The organism is Paenibacillus sp. MT86 (assembly GCF_058792535.1).
The window spans coordinates 200,320-227,036 of the sequence record NZ_CM179499.1; the positions used below are offsets into that span (position 1 = coordinate 200,320).

At 51.4% G+C, this 26,717-nt stretch carries 20 protein-coding genes and 1 tRNA gene; 17 read left to right on the forward strand and 4 right to left on the reverse strand.

Annotated elements, in window-relative coordinates:
- The first annotated feature begins 29 nt into the window (after window positions 1-29).
- Together AC3RCL_RS00990 and AC3RCL_RS00995 are read left to right on the forward strand one after the other, a co-directional pair.
- Window positions 30-710, forward strand: coding sequence for a response regulator transcription factor (locus tag AC3RCL_RS00990; RefSeq protein ID WP_492534190.1), 681 nt, complete (start codon window positions 30-32; stop codon window positions 708-710).
- The gene (locus AC3RCL_RS00995; RefSeq protein WP_492534192.1) at window positions 710-1,789 is read left to right on the forward strand and encodes a sensor histidine kinase; all 1,080 of its coding nucleotides are present in this window, start codon (window positions 710-712) and stop codon (window positions 1,787-1,789) included. The genes AC3RCL_RS00990 and AC3RCL_RS00995 overlap by 1 nt, the downstream gene beginning before the upstream one ends.
- Before the next feature lie 1,331 nt (window positions 1,790-3,120).
- Here AC3RCL_RS00995 and AC3RCL_RS01000 read toward each other — a convergent pair.
- On the reverse strand, window positions 3,121-3,849 hold the full coding sequence (locus AC3RCL_RS01000; protein ID WP_012818432.1) for an amino acid ABC transporter ATP-binding protein: 729 nt from the start codon (window positions 3,847-3,849) through the stop codon (window positions 3,121-3,123).
- The gene (locus AC3RCL_RS01005) at window positions 3,842-5,281 is read right to left on the reverse strand and encodes an amino acid ABC transporter substrate-binding protein/permease (protein WP_492536236.1); all 1,440 of its coding nucleotides are present in this window, start codon (window positions 5,279-5,281) and stop codon (window positions 3,842-3,844) included. Before AC3RCL_RS01005 ends, AC3RCL_RS01000 begins: the two co-directional genes overlap by 8 nt.
- 272 nt (window positions 5,282-5,553) lie before the next feature.
- Here AC3RCL_RS01005 and AC3RCL_RS01010 point away from each other — a divergent pair, with 272 nt between their 5' ends.
- The 6 genes from AC3RCL_RS01010 (at window position 5,554) to AC3RCL_RS01035 (ending at window position 12,163) form a co-directional block, all read left to right on the forward strand.
- Window positions 5,554-6,315 carry an SIMPL domain-containing protein gene (locus AC3RCL_RS01010; protein ID WP_036664940.1) on the forward strand — a complete coding sequence of 254 codons (762 nt, stop codon included), beginning with the start codon at window positions 5,554-5,556 and terminating at the stop codon, window positions 6,313-6,315.
- Window positions 6,316-6,720: 405 nt separating this feature from the next.
- Window positions 6,721-7,692 (forward strand): ABC transporter ATP-binding protein, encoded by a 972-nt coding sequence (locus AC3RCL_RS01015; protein ID WP_009593655.1) that lies wholly within the window; start codon window positions 6,721-6,723, stop codon window positions 7,690-7,692.
- The gene (locus AC3RCL_RS01020; RefSeq protein WP_009593648.1) at window positions 7,689-8,537 is read left to right on the forward strand and encodes an ABC transporter permease; all 849 of its coding nucleotides are present in this window, start codon (window positions 7,689-7,691) and stop codon (window positions 8,535-8,537) included. Before AC3RCL_RS01015 ends, AC3RCL_RS01020 begins: the two co-directional genes overlap by 4 nt.
- Complete coding sequence (locus AC3RCL_RS01025; protein WP_096777144.1) at window positions 8,538-9,344, forward strand: ABC transporter permease; 807 nt, start codon at window positions 8,538-8,540, stop codon at window positions 9,342-9,344. It begins immediately after the preceding gene.
- A gap of 65 nt (window positions 9,345-9,409) precedes the next feature.
- The gene (locus AC3RCL_RS01030) at window positions 9,410-10,462 is read left to right on the forward strand and encodes an ABC transporter substrate-binding protein (RefSeq protein WP_492534195.1); all 1,053 of its coding nucleotides are present in this window, start codon (window positions 9,410-9,412) and stop codon (window positions 10,460-10,462) included.
- Between the two features lie 627 nt (window positions 10,463-11,089).
- The gene (locus AC3RCL_RS01035; protein ID WP_492534197.1) at window positions 11,090-12,163 is read left to right on the forward strand and encodes a PdaC/SigV domain-containing protein; all 1,074 of its coding nucleotides are present in this window, start codon (window positions 11,090-11,092) and stop codon (window positions 12,161-12,163) included.
- A gap of 483 nt (window positions 12,164-12,646) precedes the next feature.
- Here AC3RCL_RS01035 and clpP read toward each other — a convergent pair whose 3' ends face one another.
- Window positions 12,647-13,243, reverse strand: a complete 597-nt coding sequence (gene clpP, locus AC3RCL_RS01040; protein WP_009593635.1) for an ATP-dependent Clp endopeptidase proteolytic subunit ClpP — start codon at window positions 13,241-13,243, stop codon at window positions 12,647-12,649.
- 162 nt (window positions 13,244-13,405) lie between these two features.
- Window positions 13,406-13,480, reverse strand: a tRNA-Arg gene (locus AC3RCL_RS01045).
- A gap of 257 nt (window positions 13,481-13,737) precedes the next feature.
- Between AC3RCL_RS01045 and AC3RCL_RS01050 the strand changes: the two genes are divergently transcribed.
- The 9 genes from AC3RCL_RS01050 to AC3RCL_RS01090 all read left to right on the forward strand — a co-directional run bounded on the left by AC3RCL_RS01050 (window position 13,738) and on the right by AC3RCL_RS01090 (window position 26,634).
- Window positions 13,738-14,781 (forward strand): sugar-binding transcriptional regulator, encoded by a 1,044-nt coding sequence (locus tag AC3RCL_RS01050; protein ID WP_009593661.1) that lies wholly within the window; start codon window positions 13,738-13,740, stop codon window positions 14,779-14,781.
- 100 nt (window positions 14,782-14,881) lie between these two features.
- Window positions 14,882-15,886 (forward strand): type I glyceraldehyde-3-phosphate dehydrogenase, encoded by a 1,005-nt coding sequence (gap, locus tag AC3RCL_RS01055; protein ID WP_009593640.1) that lies wholly within the window; start codon window positions 14,882-14,884, stop codon window positions 15,884-15,886.
- Window positions 15,887-16,081: 195 nt separating this feature from the next.
- On the forward strand, window positions 16,082-17,263 hold the full coding sequence (locus tag AC3RCL_RS01060; RefSeq protein ID WP_012818437.1) for a phosphoglycerate kinase: 1,182 nt from the start codon (window positions 16,082-16,084) through the stop codon (window positions 17,261-17,263).
- Between the two features lie 79 nt (window positions 17,264-17,342).
- On the forward strand, window positions 17,343-18,095 hold the full coding sequence (gene tpiA / locus AC3RCL_RS01065) for a triose-phosphate isomerase (protein ID WP_012818438.1): 753 nt from the start codon (window positions 17,343-17,345) through the stop codon (window positions 18,093-18,095).
- The gene (gpmI, locus tag AC3RCL_RS01070) at window positions 18,096-19,640 is read left to right on the forward strand and encodes a 2,3-bisphosphoglycerate-independent phosphoglycerate mutase (protein ID WP_012818439.1); all 1,545 of its coding nucleotides are present in this window, start codon (window positions 18,096-18,098) and stop codon (window positions 19,638-19,640) included. It begins immediately after the preceding gene.
- Between the two features lie 49 nt (window positions 19,641-19,689).
- On the forward strand, window positions 19,690-20,979 hold the full coding sequence (gene eno, locus AC3RCL_RS01075; RefSeq protein ID WP_009593642.1) for a phosphopyruvate hydratase: 1,290 nt from the start codon (window positions 19,690-19,692) through the stop codon (window positions 20,977-20,979).
- Window positions 20,980-21,813: 834 nt separating this feature from the next.
- Window positions 21,814-23,664 carry an S-layer homology domain-containing protein gene (locus tag AC3RCL_RS01080; protein ID WP_192570092.1) on the forward strand — a complete coding sequence of 617 codons (1,851 nt, stop codon included), beginning with the start codon at window positions 21,814-21,816 and terminating at the stop codon, window positions 23,662-23,664.
- A 302-nt stretch (window positions 23,665-23,966) separates the two neighbouring features.
- On the forward strand, window positions 23,967-25,751 hold the full coding sequence (locus tag AC3RCL_RS01085; protein WP_192570091.1) for a sensor histidine kinase: 1,785 nt from the start codon (window positions 23,967-23,969) through the stop codon (window positions 25,749-25,751).
- 70 nt (window positions 25,752-25,821) lie between these two features.
- Entirely contained in the window at window positions 25,822-26,634 is an 813-nt protein-coding gene (locus AC3RCL_RS01090; protein ID WP_192570090.1) for a response regulator, read from the forward strand.
- Window positions 26,635-26,717 lie beyond the last annotated feature (83 nt).

Consider the following 26,717-nt stretch of genomic DNA (forward strand, 5'->3'; position numbering starts at 1 on the left):
GTAGAGCCATAGAAGGAAGGGGGGCCATCATGGCAAAAATATTGGTTGTGGACGACGATCCGAACATCCGCGAACTTATCAAGGTGTTCCTGGAGGAGGCGGGGATGGAAGAGGTGATGGAGGCCTCGGATGGCGTCGAGGCCCTGTCCGTGATGGAGCAAGTTTCGGTCGATCTGGTCGTGATGGATATCATGATGCCCAATATGGACGGATGGGAGCTCTGCCGGGAGATTCGGAGGAATACCGGCATTCCTGTGCTGATGCTGACGGCAAAAGGGGAGACGAGACAGATCGTGAAGGGTTTTGAGCTGGGGACGGACGATTATCTTGTGAAGCCTTTTGAGCCCGCGGAGCTTGTCGTACGCGTCAAAGCGCTGCTGAAGCGATATCAGGTAGCCGCATCGCAGACGGTCACGATCGGCAACCTGCAGATGAACCGCAAAACCTATGAGGCCAAAGCCGGCGATGAGGTTTTTACCTTGCCGTTAAAGGAGTTTGAGCTGCTCTTCAAGCTGGCCAGTTATCCGGGGAGCACGCTGACGCGCGACCGGCTGATCGAGGATATATGGGGGTATGACTTTGAAGGGAACGAACGCACGCTGGACGTTCACGTGAATCGCCTGCGGGAACGGTTCCCGGAGGAGAAGTACCGGTTCAGGATTCGAACGGTGCGCGGCCTGGGGTATCGCCTGGAGGCAGGTGAGGGCTGATGAGGAGACCGCTCAAAATCTTGTGGAAAATCGTTCGGGAAACGATTCAGACCATCCTAATCTTCGCAGTCTTGGGAGCTTCATGGACGGCGGCGACCTACGTAACGCGGTTTGTTTACAACTGGACGGGAACGCCGCCATGGGATTATGCCGTCCAGCTGATCGACTTGTTTGTCGGCGTCATCATTTTCTTCCTGTGCATGCTGGTCGTGGGGATGTTCTTCAAGCACCGGCAAATGGCCATGCTGAATTCCATAACGGATGCCATGCGCCGGATCTCCCAAGGGGATTTCAGTGTGAAGATGGATGAACAACAATGGCGGGGGGAGTTCAGGATGATTGCTTCCGGCATTAACGACATGGCCGGCGAGCTGGGGCGCATGGAGACGATGCGGCAGGATTTCATCTCCAACGTGTCCCATGAAATCCAATCCCCGCTCACTTCGATTCGGGGGTTCGCAAGGGCGCTCCGAAATCCACGTCTCACCGAGGAGAAGAGAGCCCGTTACCTGGAGATCATCGAGGGAGAGGGCCGCCGTTTGTCGCAGCTGAGTGACAATCTGTTGAAGCTGTCGTCTCTGGAAGGCGATCAGCCTGCCTTTGAAAGGGCCAGTTACCGGCTCGACGGGCAGCTGCGCGCCGTCGTGTTGGCGCATGAGCCGCAGTGGCTGGCGAAACGGATTCAGGTGGATCTGGATCTCGCCGAGGTCGAGATTGAGGCGACGGAGGATCTGCTGAGTCAAGTGTGGACCAACTTGCTGCACAACAGCATCAAGTTCACGCCCGAGGACGGCATGATCACCATTGTGCTGAAAGCAGGGGAAGACGGAGCCGAGGTTACCATGACCGATACGGGGGTCGGGATGTCGGACTCGGATCAGCTGCATATCTTCGAGCGCTTCTACAAAGCGGACAAATCGCGTAATCGCGCGGCTGGCGGCAGCGGGCTTGGGTTGTCGATCGTGAAGCGGATCGTGGATATCCACCAAGGGAGAATAACGGTCCAATCGGAGCCGGGGAAGGGATCGGCATTTACCGTGGTGGTGCCATACAAGAGTTCCGGCGATACAAAGCAGTGATCGTGTGCGGCTTGGTGCTTGGAGTTATAAAGTTTGAGGCAGCCGGAGCTGGATAACCCAAGAAATCGGTGATGGTTGCGGGCTCTCCTTCAGGAACTGGGGAGGGCATGGGGCGGAGTGTTTTGTCTTTTCTGAGCAAAGGTGGTCACTGCGTGGGAACATGGCTGGCTTCCAGGCACTTTTAGTAGGGGGCGGGTCATAGCCATAAATAAGGAGTAAGGACTTGTCGTCCTTACTCCTTATGGAGTTATACGCGATGCGATATGTACAAGCTTTCCGTTGACGGGGAGAGTATGTGATTAGCTAAAACCGAGCAGATAGCAGCACGTTCGTACAAGCAGTAGCAATACAAGTCATATGAGCATATGAGCAATTCAACCATTAATAGGAATACAGGAAGTCAAGCATTACCAAAAGCAATCAATGCAAGCAATACAAAAAACAGGTAGGGATGCAAATGATTCAAGCAATGCAAGTGATTCAAGCATAGGAGTACACGCAATACAAGCAGTACAAGCAATACAAGCATTATACGCAATATAAGAAACAAGCGATAAAAGCCAAACCAGTAATACAAGTAGTTTAGACATTACAAGTAAGTCAACCAACTCAAGAAACCCAGCAACTCCAGCAACAAGTGATTCAAGGCATTACAGGGATGATACGAGAGCAATATAAGCTTTTCCTGGCAATCTTGGGGATTTATCGGACACCATAGACCTTATTTGCCAAAATCATGGCCATATTTGGAAATAGCGGACACTAGATCGGTTATTCAAGAATTTGTATCGGCAAATGCCGCTTTTTTGAAGGAATAACGGATCCTCGGTCCGGTAATTTTCGAAAAGTCCCTATTTTTCCTCGAATAAGGTCCTCTCGGTCCGTTAGCTGCTCTAAAGCAGCATGCAGCCATCCTATAACTATCGAAGTGGGCTCTAAATGATAATATGCAGATGCCATTCCATAGTCATACGATATCATGCAGATGCCATAGCCACACGATAACATACAGATATCATTCCATAGCCGTACGATAACAAGCAGATGCCAACCATAGTCGTACGATATCATGCAGATGCCATACCATAGCCATACGATATCATGTAGAAGTCATTCCGTAGCCACACGATAACATACAGATGTCATTCCATAGCCGTACAATAACCGGCTGGTTCACTCTATCGGGCCAGCCGGATCATTAGGTTACTGCTTTGATATGTCGACAGCCATCCAAGCGCACCCAGAAGCCACTCACCGTGCGCACAGGTGTAGTAGGCACGGTGTATGCAGCCGCACGGCAACAGATCGGTGAAGCTGGTTCAGCTGCACCGTTACAGCACCTTCTCCAGAAAGCTGATGGTTCGCTCATGCTTCGGGCTGCCGAACACCTCTTCCGGCGGACCTTCCTCTACGATATACCCGCCGTCCATGAAGATGACCCGGTCCGCAACCTCGCGGGCAAACCCCATCTCATGCGTAACGATCATCATCGTCATGCCCTCGCGCGCCAGGTCCTTCATGACGCCGAGCACCTCGCCGACCATCTCCGGGTCCAGGGCCGAGGTCGGCTCGTCGAACAGCATGATGTCGGGATTCATCGCCAAAGCCCGGGCAATCGCCACGCGCTGCTTCTGGCCGCCGGACAGCTGGCTCGGGAAAGCCTCCGCCTTATCGGAGAGGCCTACTCGGTCCAGCAGCTTCAGCGCCGTGGCACGTGCCTCGGCGGCGTTTTGCTTGCCCAGCTCGACCGGGGCGAAGGTAATGTTCTTCAGCACGTTGAAGTGCGGAAAGAGATTAAAATGCTGGAACACCATGCCGATGTTCTCGCGCGCCTTATTGATGTTCGTTTTAGGGTCATTGATATCCTGATCATGGACAAAGACCCTGCCAGCCGAAATTTCCTCCAGCCGGTTGATGCAGCGCAGAAAGGTGCTTTTGCCCGAGCCCGATGGCCCGATCACGCAGACAACCTCGCCTTCCTGGACTTGCATATCGATTCCCTTCAGCACCTCGTTCGTGCCAAAGCTCTTCTTCAGTCCTTCTATGCGGATTTTATCCATGACGCACCTTCCTTTCCAGACGGTCCGAAATTTTCGTCAGAATCGTGATCACGACCAGATACATGATGGCCACCACGAGCCAGATATCAAACGAGGCGAACGTTCTCGCAATGATGATCTTCCCGGATTGGGTCAGCTCGACCAGACCGATCACCGACAGGATGGACGTATCCTTCAGCGTGATCACCAGCTGGTTAATAAATGTCGGAATCATGACTTTGATCGCCTGCGGAATGATGATTTTCATCATGGCTTTGCGGTATGGCAGTCCGAGCGAGCGGGCCGCCTCCAGCTGTCCGGGGTCAATGGATTGAATGCCGCCGCGAATAATCTCCGTGACATAAGCGCCGGCATTCAAGCTCAGCGTCAGGACCGCTGCGACGATCGGCGACATCGTGAAGCCGAACGCCTGCGGAATGCCGAAGTAGATGAAGAAGGCAAGCACCAGCAGCGGAATGCCGCGGAAGATGTCCACGAATACGGTGGCGATGCCCCGGAGCCATCGATTGCGACCGACCTTCATGAAACCGAAGATCAGCCCTAAGAAAAACGCAAAAAACAGCGACACGATGGTCAGCAGCAGCGTATTGCCAAGGCCCTTCAGCAGGGAAGGCAGCGACTCCACGATTAGTCCCCAGCGGCTTTGACTCGGTGCGCTTACGGCATTCTCACCGATATATTTTTCCTTAATGCGATCGTACTCTCCACTTGCCTTCAGATTCACCAAACCAGCGTTGAACTTCTGCAGAAGCTCCTGGTTCCGTCCCTTGCTGACGGCGAATCCGTAGGAGGCGCCGGGCTCCATCTCCGTAACGATCTTCAGACCGTTGTTCTGTTCCACTCCATAAGCGAGTACGGGAAAATCGTCAAAGCAGGCAACGGAATTGCCGGTTTTGACATCGTCATACATTTGGGCCGAATCGTCAAAAGGCACGATGGTGAAGCCGTACTTGGAGGATATGGATTCCGCGAAGCTGTAGCCCTCCGTACCGGTTTTGACAGCAACCTTTTTCCCACTTAAATCCTCATAGGATTTGATGGATTCCTGGTCCTGGCGGATGGCCATGACAACGCCCGAATCAAAATAGGGATCGGAAAAATCGAATTTCTGCTTCCGTTCATCCGTGATACTCATGCCCGCGATGACGCCGTCCACCTGATTGGCTTCCAGCGCCTGAACCGCCGCATTGAAGCCGAGCGGCTTGATCTCGTATTTGAAGTTCTGGTCTTTCGCGATCGCATCCAGCAGATCCATATCGATGCCGACAAATTTGCCGCTCGCATCCTGGAATTCAAACGGGGCGAACGTAACGTCTGTTCCGATCTGATAGGTTTTGCCGGAGGCTGGCTCTCCCGCCGCGCTTACCGATCCATAGGGAACGCCAACGGCCATGAGGAGCAGCAGTGACATGAACACGTAGAATACACGCAATGATTTCATAATGACCTCCTGTTCTTAACACCGTGTAAGTTAGTTACCCATTAAGGCTTCCATGTTAAACAGCAGCTTCCGGCTTCATTCGGTATCTTATTTGGCTAAATAGCCAATCATGCCTAGAAATACCAATGAATTGGGCGTAAAAAATTTATTGCAAGAAAAATATCAAAACGCTCCGATTCGGATGCAACATTTACCAATGCCCTCACGTTAGAAGGGTAAGGCAAGCATGGCAGCGATGCCAATATCGAAGGAGGCTGACAAAGATGAAAAGATGGGTCAAACAAGTAGGTTCTATCATGATTGCAGGCGCACTGCTGACTGGCAGCACGGCTTGGGTCGGGTTGAGCGGAGCAACCGAGGTGCACGCGGCGGAGGCAGCACAGCAAAACCTTCTTACCGTACTTGGTAAAGGCGAGATCTCGGTGAAGCCAGATATCGTTTATCTTTCCATCGGGGCAGAATCATATGCGGAAACCGCAAAATCCGCACAGAAGAGCAATGCGCTGAAAATGGATAAGATTACGAAGCTGTTGAAAGAAACCTGGAAGATCGACGACAAGGATATCAAAACCGAGCAGTTCTATGTACAACCGAACTATACGTACTCCGATGAGAATGGACGTAAAGTGAAAAATTACACCGCCTATCATTCCCTGGAAGTTACGCTTCGCGATCTGAGCAAGGTCGGGGATCTGCTGGATGCAGCATCCGAAGCCGGCGCCAATTCCATCGGCAACGCCCGTTTCTCGGTTGAGAACCGCGATGCGTTCGAGGCTCAAGTGATTGATAAGGCGATGGCGAATGCAGACCTGAAGGCACAAGCGATGGCGAAGGCGTCCAAGCGTCAGCTCGGTATCGTGCTGAACATTGTGGAAGGTTCCGTTGGCGTAGATACCATCTATGGCCTCGAAAAAATGGCGATGGAAGCACAGTCCACGGCAGCGGACGCGGGCGCAAACACCTCCGTGAAGCCGGGCGAGATCAAAATCACGACACAGCTGTACGTGCAATACCAGCTGAAGTAGTCGCTGTAATCGACGCAGCATGCGAGAAAACCGTTCATTCCGGTCTTTATCGGGCGAACGGTTTTTTAGCATGTCATTTAAAAAATGAAATACCATTTTCCGGTGCCATATCCGGCCCTTCCCCTGTCGAAATACTCAGAAAAGTGTTGTGTATAGGGGGAAAACGAGGTATAGTGAATATGCGAAAAACTGAACTTTGATCTAACGTTTAAAGCCATACCCATGGATATGGCTTTTTTTTCTTAGTAGAGACTTCTAACCGCCTCCACCCTTAAGAAACGGATTCTGCCAACCTGAGCATAACAGGCAGTAGGACCGTTTCTTCTTAGTGGAGAACGTTTTTGTGCATACTGGTAGTAGGATGTACACATGGAACGAACAGGTCACATTTTGAAGAAGGGGTTGATGCATGTGATTGAACTTGTCCAGATCGAGAAGCATTTTCAGGGACAAGCGGTCGTGCATCCGCTGTCGCTCTCCATTAAAGAAGGGGAATTCCTGACTTTGCTGGGCCCCAGCGGCTGCGGCAAAACGACGATTCTCCGAATGATAGCAGGATTCGAGCAGCCGACCGAAGGACAGGTATGGCTGGCGGGTCAGAATGTGACGGATATGCCTGCGAACAAGCGGGATTTGAATTTGGTATTCCAACACTATGCTCTGTTTCCGCATATGACCGTAGAAGACAATATCGCTTTTGGACTGAAAATGAAAAAAATGCCGCGCCAGCTCATCAAGGAGCGCGTGGACGAGGCTGTTGCGATGACGCAGCTGACCGCCTTGCGGGAACGCTTCCCGCACCAGTTGTCCGGCGGACAGCAGCAGCGCGTGGCCATTGCGCGCGCCATCGCCAACAAGCCGAAGGTGCTGCTGCTGGATGAACCGCTCGGCGCGCTGGATTTGCAGCTGCGGAAGAACCTGCAGTCCGAGCTCAAGCATTTGCAGCGGACGCTCGGGATCACGTTTGTATATGTAACGCACGACCAAGAGGAAGCCATGATGCTATCCGACCGGATCGTCATCATGAACCATGGACGGGTAGAGCAAATCGGCACGCCGCGCGAGATCTATGCGAGACCGCAAACGCTGTTTGCCGCCACGTTTGTAGGGGAGAATAACGTCTTCTCCTCGCCTGAGGGGCTTTTTGCCGTACGGCCGGAGAAACTCATTCCCCAGCGGGAATCGGGTGCCAAGAAGAGCGGCGTGATTGAGGATGTGCAGTACCTCGGCAGCGTTCATAAGCTGCTGGTTCAATTGGACGATGAGCCGATGAAGGTCACGATTGCCCTCGATATCTCGGATGACCATCCGTGGGAGGTTGGCGAACGGGTTGGGGTGAACTGGAACGCCAAGGATGAGGTGATCATCGGGCCATGAGGAAATCAAGGTTCCTGTTGACTCCGGTGCTGCTGTGGTTATCCCTGTTCCTAATCGTTCCGATGCTGATCGTGGTCGGCATTTCCTTTCTCTCGCGGGATTCGCTCGGGAATGTCGTGTTTTCCTTCAGTCTGGAAGGATACAAGACTTTTTTTGATCCATTATATTTGGGCATCTACTGGGATACCTTGGTACTGTCGCTGCTGACTACGGTGATCTGCTTGTTAGTCAGCTATCCTTTGGCCTATTATATAGCCAACGCTTCCCCGCGTATCCAAACCTGGGGATTGATTCTGATCACGGTTCCGTTCTGGATCAACTTTTTGATCCGAACCTATGCGTGGGTTCTGCTGCTCCGGACGCAAGGCGTAGTGAACAGCCTGCTGCTGTGGGCGGGATGGATCGACGAGCCGATTCAGATGCTGTATACGTACGGCGCCGTACTGCTCGGGATGGTGTATAACTTCATTCCGTTCATGGTGCTGCCGATTTACGTGGCCTTGGAGCAGATGGACAAACGTCTGCTGGATGCGGCCAGCGATCTTGGCGCTTCCAGATGGAAGGCATTTCGACATATTACCTTGCCTCAGAGCAAGTCCGGCATCATGACGGGTGCGGTTCTGGTCTACGTATCGACTTCCGGGATGTTTGTCGTCACGGATATATTGGGGGGCGCCAAGTCCTCCATGATCAGCAATATCATTCAGCAGCAGTTCCTGGGTGCGCGCAACTGGCCCTTTGGAGCGGCGTTATCGGTTATTTTTGTGATTACGTCCTTGGTGCTGATCCTGCTCTTTAACCGGGCGATGCAAGCCCGCCATCAACGCGTAGGGGAGGGGAGATAAGTGAAAAAGAAGAATCACCCGCTGCTCGGGGTTCACTCTTTCCTTATGATGGCTTTCATCTATGTACCCATCGTCATGATTATCATCTATTCCTTTAACGATACGCGGCTTAGCGGCAATTGGGAAGGCTTTACGATGGATTGGTATGTGTCGCTATTCCAGAATCGGCACGTGATGGAAGCGCTGATGAACAGTTTGACGGTGGCCGTCATCTCGACGATCGTTTCCACCCTGCTCGGGACTGCAGCGGCGCTCTCGCTTCGGAATTTGGGGCGTAAAGGCCGCAGCGGCATGAATGGCCTGCTGTATCTGCCGGTCATCATCCCGGATATTATTATGGGGCTGTCGCTGCTGGTGCTGTTCAGTCAACTGAACATGCCGCTTGGCAAGGCAACGGTGATCATCGCCCATATTACGTTCAGCCTGTCGTACGTCTATGTCGTGGTAACGGCCCGACTGTCAGGGATGGGCAAACAGCTGGACGAGGCTGCCCAGGATTTGGGCGCCACGCCTTGGCAAACGTTCCGGCACGTCACGCTGCCGCAGATTGCACCGGGCATTATCTCCGGCGCATTGATTGCTTTCACGCTGTCGCTGGACGATTTTATGGTCAGCTTTTTCGTCGCCGGCCCAAGCTCAACAACGCTGCCGATCTATATATACGCTCAGGTGAAGCGCGGCATCTCGCCAGAGATCAACGCGCTGTGTACGCTGCTCATACTGGTCAGTATCACGCTGATCCTGTTAGCCCAATATATTCTTAACCGCGGCAATGGGCAGAAGAAACACAAAACATTACCGATCTAAGCGATAGAAACGCTTTTTTCGAAATAAAATTAAAACATGCAAGTGGAAAGAGAGGAGATATTGAATTGAAAAAATCAAGATGGACCCGCCTGCTGACGGCAGGCATGGTTGCGGTATTGTCTGTAGGACTGCTGGCCGGCTGCGGCTCGGATAAGGAGACGCTTCATATTTACAGCTGGGCGGATAACTTCGATCCCGAGGTGCTGAAGGACTTTGAGGAGAAGTTCGACGTGAAGGTAACCTACGACAACTACGCGAACAATGAAGACCTGCTGGCTAAGATCAAGGCTGGCGGCAGCGGTTATGACCTCATTCAGCCGTCCGATTATATGGTCAAAACGATGATTGAATCGGAGCTGCTTGAGCCGCTTGACATGAATAATATCCCGAACTTCGTCAATATTACGGATACTTTCAAAGATCCGTCTTATGACCCGGGCAATAAATATTCGATCGTTTACACGTCCGGCGTAACGGGAATTGCATATAACAAGAAGTATGTGAAGGACGAAATCAACAGCTGGGAAGACCTCTGGAATCCGGAATACAAGGGCAAAGTCCTGCTTCTGGACGACAACCGGGAAATGATCGGCATGGCGCTGAAAAAGCAAGGGAAATCCAACAGCAGCACGGATGAGGCGGAAATCACGGCTGCATCCGATGAGCTGAAGACACTGCTGCCGAATGTCCTTGCGTTTGATACGGACAATATTAAGCAGAAGATGATTCAGGAGGAAGGCTGGATTGCCACGGTTTGGTCCGGAGACGCGGCGTTCATCGCGGCGGAGAATCCGGATGTAGCGTATGTGGTGCCTGAAGAAGGAGCGACCATATTCTCGGACAACTACGCAATTCCAAAAGGTGCGAAGAATAAGGAGCTGGCCGAGAAATTCATCAACTTCATGATGGAGCCTGAAGTCAGTGCCAAAAACTATGAATTTATCGGATACAGCAATCCGAACACGAAAGCGATGAAATTCCATAGCGAGGAATACCGCGCCAATACGATGATCAACCTGACGGAAGAGGAGCTGGGCCGTACCGAGTGGCTCGATAATGTCGGTGACTCGCTCTCCGTCTATGATCGTTTATGGACCGAACTGAAGAGCGGTCGTTAGTATAAGCTTCAGTTCTTCATCTTTTTGTAATAAAGGAAGCCTGTCCCCTAAAGGGGATGGGCTCTTTTTTTTGCAGAGCAGAATGAGACATTAGTCCCAAAGCGGGAAGAATTGGCCGATTTTCAGGAATTCCACCACAACTTCAGGATCCTTTTCGTTGTTATATATAAGGAGGTTGTATACCGTTTAGGCCCGTTTTTTATAAATGGGGTATCCCAGAAAGGAAGAAGCAGCTTGAGTGATCTGACGAGCATGGGGTTTATTGCTTTGATTGTTGCAGGCATCGCTGCTGTTTTTTTCTGAATTTTTTCAGGAAAAGCGCGCTGCATCTGCTGCTGACGAGCATTCACAGTGCACTCGTTGGCATCGGTTTGATTCTTCTTGCTTACGTTGTCCAAGGCAGTGAACTACTGCTGCTTGCGGGTTCAAGTGCTCTCTTGTTCGGTGTGTTTCTTAGCGCAGCGGCGTTCGTCCGGAAAGAATCATGAGAATGTATAGGTCCTATGGCATGGAGTCAAAATTGTCATTCACTTTGTTACCAATACATTGAAAGCTTTCCTTATAATGATTAAGGGTAATAGATTAACAACTAACGGAAACTTAATTTAACAAAGGTGGAATTCTGATATGAATCCTAAATTTCGTGTATGTGCATCATTAATTGCAACTAGTGTCCTGCTTGGTAGTCTTGGTTTGAGCGGACAGGTCATCGATGCAAGCGCCGCTAAGGCACCCGTTTCCGCCAGCCAAAAAACGTCGAAAAATGAAGTTGTACTGAAATGGAACGGCAAAACCTTGTCACAAAAAGGTCTAGTGCTGCATGGGGTAACTTATGTGCCAGCGACAGCTTTGCGGGATGGTCTGGGGATGCCTCTTAAATATGATTCCAAAAAACGCACGTATACACTGGGTAACGGCTATAACAAGCTGAGCGCCGCCGTGTATGCTGCAAGCGAAATCGGCATTCTGGTGAACGGTTCGTATGCCGGCGAGCCTGGCGGACAGATCATCAATGGACGTCTGTATCTGCCGTTCAAAACGATCAGCGAATACATGGGCGTTCAGGGACAATGGAATCCTTCCTTGAAAACACTGAGCATGACACAGAAGAAGCTGAATGACATTACCATTAAATCGGTTGCGCTCAAGAAGAATATTCAGGGCGTAGACGCTGTTGTGAACTATCCTGTAATCAACGGACTCGATAATGCGGAGGTCCAAGCCGAAATCAACAAAGTGTTGAAAGAAAATGCGTCCGGCGTAATCACCGGCGCGGAAGGAAACGCCGAGGAATTCCCGCCGTCGGAATCCAGTTTCCCTTACGAATTCAGCGGTGACTTCGTGGTCCATTACAACCAGAACGACATCCTGAGCATTACGGCGTATGATTATTCGTACACCGGCGGTGCCCATGGCATGACCTTCCGTAAAAGCTTCACGTTCTCCTTGAAGGACGGCAAGCAAATGAAGCTGGGCGATTTCATCAACATGCAGGGCAAGAACAAGCAGAAGCTGAACAACCTTGTGCTGAGCAAGATGAAGAAAGAGGGAGGTTACCTCGGCGGTTTTGAGGGAGTGCCTGCCGATGCCGACTTCTATGTGAAGGATAACGCGGCGGTGCTGTACTTCCAGCTTTATGAATACACCGCCTATGCCTATGGATTTCCTGAGTTTGAGCTGAAGCTGAAAGAGTGGAAGTAAGAGTATATCATAGGCGGTTTGTGTAAACTGTAATACTAAATTTCATACTATAGCTTGTTTAGATACATGATGCTGTCCTGATGTAACATTGTGCTGGAACCCGTTGCGATAAATCCCCTGATCAATTGAGCGTGGAGCATATACTCCTGCGCCCTATGATCAAGGGGATTTTTTGTGTATCTCACCATAGGCGTACCCTTTTTCCCCTCCCCTCAAGTTAAGACAGGCCTTTTAGGAGGGGGATGGCCTTACCGTCTTTATGTTTTATTGAAAAAATCGTACCGAAGTGAGAGTATCCTTGGAGGAGCAACGCGTTCGCCTTTGGAATCGGGAAACCTCCTTATTTAATCATTCATGTTTCCCGATTTCAACAGCGACCGAAGGGGATACTCTCACTATTTAGTATTCGAAGTTTTCGATGAATCCAGCGGATAAGAAAAGGCAGGCACCGGATAACGGCGCCTGCCCTTTACTTCATTTCTTTTATAAGCCTTGCGGCGGTGTGTTTTCCAGTACTTGATCGATCAGGCCATACTCTTTGGCTTCGTCAGCCGTCATGAAGTAGTCGCGATCCGTGTCCTTCTCGATGCGCTCCAGCGGTTGGCCGGTGCGTTCGGACAGGATGCGGTTCAGCTTGTCGCGCATTTTGAGAATGCGGCGGGCACGGATTTCAATATCCGTGGCTTGACCTTGTGCGCCGCCGAGCGGCTGGTGAATCATGATCTCGCTGTTAGGGAGACCGTAGCGTTTGCCTTTGGCGCCTGCGTTAAGCAGGAATGCGCCCATGGAAGCAGCCATGCCGACACAGATCGTCGAGACGTCTGGCTTGATGAACTGCATCGTATCGAATATCGCCATACCTGCGGTAATGGAACCGCCAGGGCTGTTGATGTAAAGATGAATATCCTTCTCGGGATCCTCAGCCGACAAGAACAGCATTTGGGCAATGATGGAATTGGCGACCACGTCATTTACGTCGGAGCCGAGGAAGATAATGCGGTCTTTCAGCAATCTGGAATAGATGTCGTACGCCCGCTCACCGCGGTTGCTTTGTTCAACGACCATAGGTATAAAACTCACGTGGAAAACCTCCTCTTAAGTACCTCATATAAATACTGTTACCGTATTACCCACATGATAAACAATTTAAATCAAAAAGTCAAAGAAAGTCAAACTATTGAGTAAAAAAAAGAGCCGTTATGGGCACTTTAGGGTAATCAGTATAGAGAATAAATGTTATAATGGCGCGCCCGCGAGGAATCGAACCTCGATCTCAGGCTCCGGAGGCCTACGTCATATCCATTGGACCACGGGCGCACAAAAATCAGCAACGAAGTTGATTATACCGCATCTATTTCAAAAATACAATAGCGGACAAAACTTTGTTCCTATTATATAGACGAGCCGGTAGTTGGCCATAATGTATAAGAATGCCTGGGGTAGAGAAATATACTTTCGGACACTTGCAACCGGCATGATTATTGGTTAGAATAAGGGTGGGACTTAAAAAGTTTAACTGGGACATTTTACGACCAGGTAGGAGAGCCGAGACGAAGTTTGCAGGAGTGGAATGCATGCGTAACCTATTAGAAATACAAGAGCAACTTCTGCCGGATCTGATGGACACACTTAAACGAAGGTATACCATCCTTCATCAGATCAAGTTGTCCGGAATTGTTGGCCGAAGAACACTGGCTTCATCGCTATCGATGACCGAGCGTGTTCTCAGAGCAGAGACTGATCTTCTGAAAGCGCAAGGGCTGATCGAGATTGAAACGCTCGGCATGCGGATCAGCGGCTCAGGGATATGCTTGCTGGAGGAGTTGGAACCGGTCATGAATGAGTTGTTCGGACTGGTTGAACTGGAAGAGAAGATTCGTCAGGCTTACGGGCTTCGTAAAGTGGTCATTATTCCCGGTGACAGCGAGTCATCTCCGGAAGTCAAACGTGAGCTTGGCCGGGCCGGAGCAAGAACGCTGCTTAACTTTGTCCAGGATGGAGATACGATTGCCGTAACAGGCGGCTCCACGCTCGCCGAAGTGGCAGAGCAGATGTCCTCTTTGCCTGGCGGCGAACCGTTGACAAGCACTTGGTTTGTGCCGGCGCGAGGCGGCCTCGGGGAGAGCATGGAGATTCAAGCGAACACCATCGCTTCCAAAATGGCTAAGCGCGTTGGTGCTGAGTACCGATTGCTTCATGTACCGGATCTGCTCAGCGAGGATGCTTATCAATCGTTGGTTCAGGATCAGCACATCCAGGAGATCGTGGATGTGATCAGGCGCAGCCGCGTCATTATTCACGGCATCGGGGATGCCATGGAGATGGCCAGACGGCGGAAGCTGGATGAAGGCTCTATCCGGAACTTGCAGGCAGATGGCGCGATCGCGGAATCCTTCGGCTATTATTTCAGCGAAGATGGCGAAGTTGTCCACAAAATGCTTACCCTTGGACTCCGGCTTGAGGATATTATGCGGACGGAGACCATCATCGGCATTGCTGGAGGGCAAGGCAAGGGCAAAGCGATTCACGCGGTGCTGAAATTCGGACACGAGGACATTCTCGTTACGGATGAAGCCGCAGCATTGGAAGTCGAGAAGGAAATTGACGCCGGCATCTGAGTCCGCGGGCGTACAACAGATTTTTCATTTTTTGTTGTCTTGATTGGCTTAACGGCCAATCTTGAATATATAAATTTTACAAATATGGAGGGAACTACTCATGGTTAAAGTAGGTATTAACGGTTTTGGACGTATTGGACGTAACGTATTCCGCGCTGCGCTGAACAACAGCGAAGTTGAAATCGTGGCAATCAACGATTTGACGGACGTAAAAACGCTGGCACACCTTTTGAAATATGACACGACTCACGGCAGACTGAATGCAACTGTTGAAGCTAAAGAAGGCGCACTCGTTGTAAACGGCCGCGAAGTGAAAGTATTCGCTGAGCGTAACCCTGAAGCATTGCCTTGGGCTGAGTACGGCGTTGAAATCGTTGTAGAATCCACTGGTATTTTCACAGCGAAAGACAAAGCTTCCGCTCACTTGAAAGGCGGCGCTAAGAAAGTTATCATCTCCGCTCCAGCTACTGACGAAGATATCACCATCGTTATGGGCGTTAACGAAGACAAATACGATGCAGCTAACCATACTGTAATCTCCAACGCTTCTTGTACAACAAACTGCTTGGCTCCTTTTGCTAAAGTTCTTGACGAGAAGTTCGGTATCGTTAAAGGCATGATGACTACGGTTCACTCCTACACGAATGACCAGCAAGTGCTTGATCTTCCGCACAAAGACCTGCGTCGTGCTCGTGCAGCTGCCGAAAACATCATTCCATCCACAACGGGTGCTGCTAAAGCGGTTAGCCTCGTTCTGCCACAATTGAAAGGCAAATTGAACGGTATGGCAATGCGTGTACCTACGAAGAACGTTTCCGTAACGGACCTCGTAGTTGAGCTGTCCCAAAACGTAACCCTTGAAGATGTAAACGGAGCTCTGAAAGCAGCTGCTGAAGGCCCGCTGAAAGGCATCTTGAACTACTCCGAAGAGCCGCTTGTATCCAGCGACTACAATGGCGATCCAGCTTCTTCCACTATCGATTCGCTCTCCACTATGGTAGTTGGCGACAACATGGTGAAAGTTGTTTCTTGGTATGACAACGAGTGGGGCTACTCCAACCGTGTCGTTGACCTCGCTGCTTACATCGCAAGCAAAGGTCTGTAATTGATCTAGCCATTCAATCGAAGAGGAGTTCCGTTCACGGGTCTCCTCTTTGGTTCATGGTTTTTCCTTGTTTTCATGCCAGAGCACTGGGAAGAATAGATAAGAATCCGGGCGCTGGTTAGACGATAGAGAGAGATACGAGAGCAACTGCATGCTGTCGGTGAGGAGAATAGTTTTCTTAGGAGGAACGTGGAGATGAACAAGAAAAGTGTACGTGATGTAGAAGTAAGCGGCAAACGGGTGTTTGTCCGCGTCGATTTCAATGTACCGCTCGAAGATGGTAAAATTACAGACGACACTCGTATTCGCGAGACTTTGCCGACGATTAAGTATCTGGTGGAGCAAGGAGCAAAAGTCATCCTGGCCAGCCACATGGGTCGTCCCAAAGGAGAGGTCGTAGAATCTTTGCGCCTGACTCCGGCGAGTCAGCGTCTGTCGGAACTGCTCGGCAAACCGGTAGCCAAAGCGGATGAAGCGGTAGGAGAAGCCGTTAAAGCTCAAGTCGAGAAGCTGCAAAACGGCGATGTGCTCGTACTTGAAAATGTTCGTTTTTACCCTGGTGAAGAGAAGAATGATCCGGAACTTGCGAAGCAATTCGCTGAGCTGGCCGATCTGTTCGTGAACGACGCGTTTGGTGCTGCTCACCGCGCGCACGCTTCGACAGAGGGGATTGCTCATCATCTTCCGGCCGTATCGGGATTGTTGATGGAGAAAGAGCTGTCCGTTCTCGGCAAAGCCCTTTCGAATCCGGACCGTCCTTTTACCGCCATCATCGGTGGATCGAAGGTTAAGGACAAAATCGACGTGATCGACAACCTGCTTACGCTTGCTGACAATGTCATCATCGGCGGTGGACTTGCTTACACGTTCTTCAAAGCTCAAGGCCATGAAATCGGTCAATCTCTGCTTGATAAAGAGAAGCTTGATGTGGCACTCGGTTTCATCGAAAAAGCCAAAGAGCTGGGCAAAAACTTCTACCTGCCGGAAGATATCGTCGTTACGGACGAATTCAGCGCAGACGCCAATACCAAGGTCGTTGATATCGACGGCATCCCAGCCGATTGGGAAGGCGTTGACATCGGTCCTAAGACTCGCGCCAAGTATGCAGAAGTGATCAAGAACTCCAAACTTGTCGTGTGGAACGGTCCTATGGGCGTATTCGAAATCGCTCCGTTCAGCAACGGTACTCGTGAAGTGGCACAGGCCTGTGCGGAAACGGAAGCTTACACGATTATCGGCGGCGGCGACTCGGCTGCAGCAGCGGAGAAATTCGGCCTTGCCGACAAGATGGATCACATCTCGACAGGCGGCGGCGCATCTCTTGAGTTCATGGAAGGCAAAGCACTTCCTGGTGTTGTGGCACTGAACGATAAATAGAATGAGGAACTGCATTGGATAGCAAGTGGATGAAGTTTGGACCCTGGAGAATCTTCGGGGGAATAAAGGAGTGAATCGTGTGAGAACACCTATCATAGCTGGTAACTGGAAAATGTTCAAAACTGTTCCGGAAGCAACTTCATTTATTGAAGATGTGAAGGGCAAAGCGGAAGTAGAAGGCGTGGAAAGCGTGATCTGCGCGCCGTTTACCAATCTTCCTGCATTGGTTGAAGCGGCAAAGGGCACGAACATCAAAATCGGTGCACAAAATCTTCATTTCGAAGACAATGGCGCCTTTACGGGTGAAATCAGCGGCTTGATGCTGAAAGACCTGGGCGTGGACTACGTCATTATTGGACATTCCGAGCGCCGCCAGTATTTTGCTGAAACCGATGAGATCGTGAACAAGAAGGTACATGCGGCATTCCGTCATGGTCTTCTTCCGATCGTATGCGTTGGCGAGAAGCTGGAAGAACGCGAAGCCGGCCAAACCAAAGACGTGTGCAAAGTACAAACGGAAGCAGCGTTCGCAGGTGTTCCTGCTGATCAAGCGGTTCATGTCGTTATTGCTTACGAGCCAATCTGGGCAATCGGAACGGGCAAATCCTCCACGGCAGAGGATGCGAATGAAGTCATCGCCTATATTCGCGAACTCGTTAAAGGCCTGTACGGCGAAACCGTTGCAGACCAAGTCCGCATTCAATACGGCGGCAGCGTGAAGCCTGAAAATGTAGCGGAGTATATGGGACAAAGCGACATCGACGGCGCGCTCGTTGGTGGTGCAAGTCTACAACCGGCTTCCTACATCGCACTCGTTGAGGGGGCGAAGTAAATGTCTGCTCCAAAACCCGTAGCTCTGATCATCATGGACGGTTTCGGGCTTCGCAACACCGAGGTGGGCAATGCGGTCGCTCAAGCGAACAAGCCTAACTACGACCGGTATTTGAAGCAATATCCGAACACCACGTTGACCGCTTGCGGCGAAGCCGTAGGCTTGCCGGAAGGTCAAATGGGGAACTCCGAAGTGGGTCACTTGAACATCGGCGCAGGCCGGATCGTGTATCAGGATTTGACCCGCATCACGAAGTCGATTCGCGAAGGAGAATTCTTCGAGAACGAAACGCTGGTGGAAGCCGTTCGCGCTGCCAAGAACAACAACAAGAAGCTGCATCTGTACGGGCTGGTATCCGACGGTGGCGTTCACAGTCACATTGAGCACATGTTTGCGATGCTGGATCTTTGCAAGAAGGAAGATTTCCATGACGTATACATCCATGGTTTCATGGATGGACGCGACGTGGCACCGGACAGCGGCAAGCAGTTCGTTAAGGATCTGATTGCGAAGATTGAGGAAGTGGGCGTTGGCCAAATCGCTACGCTTTCCGGTCGTTACTACGCAATGGACCGCGACAAGCGTTGGGACCGCGTCGAGAAGGCTTACCGTGCGATGGTGTACGGCGAAGGCCCTAAATATACGGATCCGCTGAAAGCCATCACCGAATCCTACGAGAAATCGGTTTATGATGAATTCGTAGAGCCGACCGTCATGGTCAATGGCGCGGGAGAACCGGTAAGTCTGGTGGAGAGCGGAGATTCCGTCATCTTCCTGAACTACCGCCCTGACCGTGCGATCCAGCTGTCCCAAGTGTTCACGAACAAAGATTTCCGTGGTTTCGATCGCGGACCGAAGTTCCCGCAAAGCTTGCATTTTGTCTGCTTGACGCTGTTCAGCGAGACGGTGGAAGGCTTCGTCGCCTACAAGCCGAAGGATCTGGACAACACGCTGGGCGAAGTGCTGGTTCAGCACAACAAGAAGCAGCTTCGCATTGCGGAAACGGAGAAGTACCCGCACGTGACGTTCTTCTTCAGCGGCGGACGCGATGTTGAGCTTCCAGGCGAAACGCGCGTATTGATCAACTCGCCGAAAGTGGCGACGTACGATCTGAAGCCGGAGATGAGCGCCTATGAGGTGGCGGATGCTTGCGTGAGAGAAATCGAAGCGGATAAGCATGACGCGATCATCTTGAATTTCGCGAACCCGGACATGGTTGGTCACTCCGGTATGCTGGAGCCTACCGTTAAAGCGGTAGAAACCACCGATGAGTGCGTTGGCAAAGTGGTGGATGCCGTTCTTGCCAAAGGCGGCGTGGTTATCATTACGGCTGACCACGGAAATGCGGACATGGTATTCGATGAGAATGGCCGTCCATTCACCGCGCATACCACGAACCCGGTTCCGTTCATCGTAACGGATGAGAACGTAACGCTGCGTGAAGGCGGTATTCTGGCCGACATCGCGCCAACGATTCTTGATCTGATGGGGCTGCCGAAGCCTGACGAGATGACGGGAACCTCCATGATTGCAGCACGTAAATAAGTAGTTCATAATGGAACATAAACATAACATTTCAAAGGAGACTATACACATGACTATTATTTCTGATGTATATGCACGCGAAGTCCTTGACTCCCGCGGCAATCCAACCGTAGAGGTTGAAGTATACCTGGAATCCGGTGCAATCGGTCGCGCTATCGTTCCATCCGGCGCTTCCACTGGCGTTCACGAAGCGGTTGAGCTTCGCGACGACGACAAATCCCGTTACCTGGGCAAAGGCGTTCTGAAAGCCGTTGAGAACGTGAACGAAATCATCGCTCCTGAAGTGATCGGCATGGACGCTCTGGACCAGCTCGGCATCGACAAGCTGATGATCGCTTTGGACGGTACGCCAAACAAAGGAAAATTGGGTGCGAACGCCATCTTGGCCGTATCCATGGCTGTAGCTCGCGCTGCTGCTGATGCATTGGATCTTCCGCTGTATGTATACCTTGGCGGATTCAACGCCAAACAACTTCCAGTACCTATGATGAACATCGTGAACGGTGGCGCTCACGCGGACAACAACGTTGACGTACAAGAATTCATGGTATTGCCTGTTGGCGCACCTAGCTTCAAAGAAGCTCTTCGCATGGGCGCTGAAATCTTCCACAACCTGAAATCCGTTCTGAAGGGCAAAGGCCTGAACACGGCGGTTGGTGACGAAGGCGGCTTCGCTCCTAACTTCACGTCCAACGAAGATGCACTGTCTTCCATCATCGAAGCGATCGAAAAAGCCGGCTACAAGCCAGGCGAAGATGTATTGCTGGGTATGGACGTTGCTTCCACCGAGTTCTTCAAAGATGGCAAGTATGTTCTGGAAGGCGAAGGCAAATCCTTCACGCCGGCAGAATTCGTTGACCTGCTCGCTTCTTGGGTAGACAAATACCCGATCGTAACCATCGAAGACGGATGCTCCGAGGACGATTGGGAAGGTTGGAAATTGCTCACCGAGAAATTGGGCAACAAAATTCAACTCGTGGGTGACGACCTGTTCGTTACGAACACGGAGCGTCTGGAAAAAGGCATCAACGAGGGTATCGGTAACTCCATCCTGATCAAAGTAAACCAAATCGGTACATTGACTGAAACTTTCGATGCGATCGAAATGGCAAAACGCGCAGGATACACGGCTGTCATCTCCCACCGTTCCGGTGAGTCCGAGGACAGCACGATTGCTGATATCGCAGTGGCTACTAACGCAGGCCAAATCAAAACGGGTGCTCCTTCCCGTACCGACCGTGTGGCGAAATACAACCAATTGCTTCGCATCGAAGACCAATTGGGCGAGCTTGCTCAATACAACGGCTTGAAGTCGTTCTACAACCTGAAGCAAAAATAATTGAAATAAGAGAAAGCCCGGCTCCTGCTTTTGAGGGAGCTGGGCTTTTTTTGCATTTATTTGAGGAGCCGGGGCGTTAGGGCTGCACACTTGATAGGGAGCTGTGGGGCGGTGCGTATATCGGCTCCGGTCGCTGTTAAAATCGGGAAGCTGGATGGAGTAGGCTGAGGAAGCTTCCCGATTTTAAAGGCGAACGCGTTGCTCCTCCACCGATATACGCACCTGGGCAGGGGAGGAGGTGTGCAGCCAATTGTGAGTATTTCATGGCAGTGCAAAGAAGAAAGCCCAGCTCTGTGAAGTCTGTGAAGCACATGAACCGGGCTTTTGGGCGTGGGAGAAGAAGAGATCGAGGGCTGCACACTCTAGTATCGCGCCGTGGGGCGGTGCGTATATCGGCTCCGGTCGCTGTTAAAATCGGGAAGCTGGAATGGGACAAGCTGGGGAAGCTTCCCGATGTTAAAGGCGAACGCGCTGCTCCTCCACCGATATACGCACCTGAGCAGGGGGGGAGGTGTGCAGCCAATTGTGAGTATTTCATAGGAGTGCAAAGAAGAAAGCCCAGCTCTGTGATGTCACATGAGCCGGGCTTTTGGGCGTGGGAGAAGAAGAGATCGAGGGCTGCACACTTGATAGGGAGCTGTGGGGCGGTGCGTATATCGTCTCCGGTCGCTGTTAAAATCGGGAAGCTGGAATGGGACAAGCTGTGCGACGAACGGAATACTCTATTAGATCTACAAGCCTATCTTTTTATAGTTCAAGTTTCCTATATTAGCCGTTATAATGATGAAGACGGAAGTTATAGGAAAAATACTAGAAGTAAGGTGGCTTGAATCTATGAAACGATCACTCCAACGATCGAGAAAATGGCTGATTCTGCCTGCGGCTATGCTGATCGCAGCAGTCTTATCGGCCCCCGATGCCCATGCAGCTGACGTTCAGCAGCTGACGGGAGATCGAACGAAGCAGGATATCCTGAATAAATGGCAGCAGTACAAACCCATGGATACCGGCACATCCTACATGGGGCCTGAACGAATTTACATGGAATCGCCAAGCGTCGCCGTACCCTATAAGGCAGGGACGATAAAACCGGAATATATCGAGGACGGCATTCGCGCCGTCAACTTTGTAAGGTACCTATCCGGCCTGCCCGATGACGTGACGGCCAACCCTTCGCTTGCAGGGCAACAGCAGGCGGCAGCGCTTGTAAACGCTCTGCATCAAAAGCTGAGCCATTATCCAACCATGCCGGCCGGCATGGACGATTCGCTGTACGCTTCAGCGAAGGAAGGAGCGAGGACAAGCAACCTTTACGGAGGCAGCCCGACCTTTTATGACAATGTCCTTGGTTATATGGCGGATAGCGGGGCTACGAATATCGATCGCGTCGGACACCGCCGGTGGATCATCAATCCGGAGATGAAACAGACCATGTTCGGTATGGTACATACCGCCAACAACGTTGCCTATGCGTCGATGTACTCGATGGACAAGGGCCGCCCGGCTTCCGAAGTTCAGTATGATTACATCGCCTGGCCGTCTGCAGGATATTTTCCGGAAGAGGTTTTTAAGACAAACGATCCATGGTCGGTGTCGTTGAACCCGCAAAAGTATGACCGGACAAGAACGGATCAGATTCAAGTGAAATTGACCCGTGTCAGGGACGGGAAAGAGTGGAGCTTTGACAAAAGCGACAACGATAAATCGGGCAAATATTTCAATGTGCAGACCAGCTATTACGGCGTGCCGTTTGCCGTCATTTTTAGGCCTGACGGCATAGGCGATTTTGCGTCGGACGATGCCTTCACCGTTCAGATCACGGGTCTATATACCGCTTCCGGAAGCGCGGCACAGGTTGAGTTCACCACGACGTTTTTCAAAATGATGCCTGGTTTGTTGGCCCGCTACGATATTCAGCTTCAAAAGGGGGAAACCCTTCAAATGGGCCTCACCGACGGACTGCAGACCAGCGGCAATACGTTCAAAAGCGGAGATAACCGGATCGTGGAGATTGATGCAAACGGCAAGGTCAAAGCCGTAGGCAAGGGATCGACATGGATCTCTGTCAATGATTATCTGGAGTCAAGAAGCCGGGTCCACGTTAACGTGAATGACGGTCCGGCTGATGGCAAAGTGAGTAACTGGGCTCAAGCGGATTACATGAAGGCAAAAGCGAATGGCATTATCGGCTGGCCGTTTGACCGATCCTACCAGCAGCCGATTACCAGAGTGGAGTTTACGGAGATGGCGGTACATATGATCGAGACCATGCTGGGACAGGATCTTTATATGGACGTCACCGGCGTTAAGACCCCGTTTAAGGACGTCGATGATTGGACCGTGACGTGGGCAAACCAAAACGGTATCATCAACGGCACATCGCCGCAATCCTTCTCGCCGCGAGCGACCATCACCAGAGAACAGGCTGCCGCGCTGATCCTTCAGGTGTATGCCAAGACGAATGAATTGAAAGGCAGAGCGGCATCAACCGGATCCGTTTCGGCTTCTCGGTTCGCGGACGACAGCAGCATCTCGCCATGGGCGAAGGAACAAGTATACCAAGCGATAAACCTCTCTTTAATGAACGGCATGGCCAAGAATCAGTTCAACCCGAAAGGGGAGCTCACCTTTGAGCAGACGTATGTGCTGCTGTTAAATTGCTTTGAAATGCTGATGGAAAAGTAAGTCCTTAAATCCGATATCAAATGCAACACGCATGATCGGGAGTGGCTGACCTCGACGTTAGCGGGCGCGATCGTTAACGCGCTTGAGCACGAAATGCGTTGATGCAATCGATGAGGACCAAGCTCTCTTACGGAGAGTTTGGTCTTTTTTGTCTGATAAAAATAGAACAAATCTACACATCCACTGCGCCTGCCCCCGGCATCGACCGCACATATCCATGCAATTTCAGGCATTGTCATTCTCAAGCGAACCGGTGCTGATATAATTGAAGAACAAGCGAGCGAAAAGGAGAGTGCGGGAGGGTGCTGAACCGAATACGATCCCTGTTTCCACACAAGCTGAAATACCGTCTGTTTGCCGCGTTCGTTCTGGTCATACTGCTGCCTTTCGGCATTTTGAATTTGTACAACTACCAGCGGATTGAGACCTTGGTCCAGGAGAAAATCAGCCAGCAGAGCCACAGCCAGCTGGAGCAGATGTATCGAACGCTGGAGGATCAGTTGAGCGTAGCCTTCAAAACGCTGATATTTCTGGAGCAGGATTCGACGGTGGCCTCCGTGCTGACCCATCCCGGACAGCGGCAGGGGCTCGAGAACAAAAACCTGATGGAGGAAAAGTTCAAAAATTTGAACAACAGCTTTTTCCTATATAATCCGTCAGTCTACTTCACGATTCTCGACTTTCATGGCAACGCTTACACTTCTTATTCTCCCAGGGAGGCCCTCGATTACAGGAAACTGCGGGACAACCCTGGCTTTGATAGGGAACAGATGGATGGCGTGTCGTATCATTGGGTTTCCAGCGATGCGAACTACGTGCTGCGGGATATCTCGACGAGTCCTTACCTGCTGTCGCTGTACGCTTACATGGAAACTCCCCGCAACAAGCCGTACGGCATGGCCCGGATCAGCATCGACTACTCCTTCTGGTTTCAATCGGTATTGAAGCAGTCGACGCTGCGGCAGGAGTATTTCTTGATTACGAGCGCTGGCGAGAACGTATCCCAATCGATCTTGAACAGCAGTCTGACCGGCGAGGTGAAAGCCAGGATTGCGGCCGAGCCCAGGCAGAAGTATTTTATCGATAAAACCTCCAACACCCTGGTGAATTACATTTACGTGGAATCGCTGGATTGGTATATCGTGAACCGGATTCCGCTGACGGTGCTCTTTAACGAGATCGAGGAGCTGAAGGGCCAATATTTCATGACCTTTTTCCTGCTGACCGGCGCTTTCCTCATCATGACCTTCATTATTGCCGCCACGATTACCCGGCCGTTATCCCATTTGCAGAATAAGATGAAGGCGGTTGTCCGCAACAATCTGAAGATCCGTCTGCCGGAGCACAAGTTCCGGGGCGAGATTCTGGAGCTGACGCAGACGTTCAATTCCATGCTCAACGACATGGATATGCTGATTCAGCGATTGAAGGCCGAGGAAAGGCAGAAGGAAGCGGTGCATTTTCATATGCTGCTGGCTCAGATGAACCCGCATTTTCTGCTCAATACGCTAAATACGGTCAAGTGGAGTGCCATTCGCCACGGGAATGAGGATATCACGAATATCACCCTGTCTCTGGGCAAGCTGCTGGAGGCGAGCCTGAATACGGAGAAGGATCTGGTGCACCTGAAGGATGAAATCGAGCTGGTGCAGGCTTACGTCCATATTCAGCAGGTGCGTTATAATCACCGTTTTGACGTGACCTTTGCGTATGATGAGGACATCCTCTATGCGCTTGTGCCCAAGCTCTGCCTGCAGCCGCTCGTGGAGAATGCCATCCTACACGGAATCGGGCCGCTGCCGGAGCAGGAGGGTCTCATTGAAATTACGGTTACCCGGGAGGGACCGAATCGATTGGCGGTGGAGATCAAGGACAACGGCGTCGGCATGGAGCAGTCCCGGCAGGCGGGCGGAATGCGTAAACGTCCGGGCATCGGTCTCAACAATGTCCAAGAGCTGCTGCGGCTGCTATTTAAGGAAGAGGGCAGCATGGAGATTATTTCTTCGGAGCGGGGAACGCGAATTCGATTTTCTATCCCGCTGTTAATCTCAACGCCTTATCAGAACGATCACTTGATTTCATCATAACGGGCAGATTATTCGCCTCTGGCCTATGTAGGCTTGGAACCGGATTGAAAGCTGCGAGGAGGAGAGACCTATGTGGAAGGTGCTGCTGGTGGAGGATGAGGTGTTTGTGCGAGAGTCCGTGCGGGAGATCATCGCGTGGGAGGAGCTTGGATTCAAGGTGGCGGGAGAGGCAGGCAACGGCGCCGAAGCGCTGGAGATGATCCGGAGCAATCCGCCCGATCTCGTGCTGACCGATATCGTGATGCCGGAGATGGACGGCGTGGAGCTCCTCCGCAGAACCCGGGAAGAAGGGTATGCCTCAAAGTTCGTGATGCTGACCTGCATGAGTGAATTCGAGTATGTCCGGCAAGCGATGGAATACGGGGCATCCAACTATATCCTGAAGCTGTCGATGAGCGTGAATACGCTGAGGGAGACGCTGCACAAAATGAATGCCGAGCTGACCAAGAGTAACCCGAGCCCGAACCCAAGCCAACCTGTTTCGATTCCGGTCGCGTCCACGGAGACGGTGCCGCCACAACCGGCGCATCATGCCTCCCCCGAGGAAATCACGTCGCACCCGGAAGTACAGAAAATATTGCAGTACATCCATGAGCACTACGAGCAGGACATTACGGTAAAATCGATGTCGGGCTACGTGATGATGGGCGAGAATTACGTCAGCGCGCTCTTCAAGAAAAAGACCGGACGCACCTTGATTCATTATTTGCACCAGGTCCGGGTGGATAAAGCCATCGCGTATTTGCTTCAAACCGACCTCCCTGTTCACGAGATCGGCCTTCGGGTGGGGTTCGTGAACGACAATTATTTTATAAAGATATTCAAGCGGTTGACCGGCTTCACGCCGAGCAAATACAGACAACACAACAAAGACGCTAAATAGAACGATTCCATGCAGGGCATAGGATTCGCCGAAACAGGAATTCCATCGTTTTGTTCCATTATCTGAATGGATATGTAGCTTAA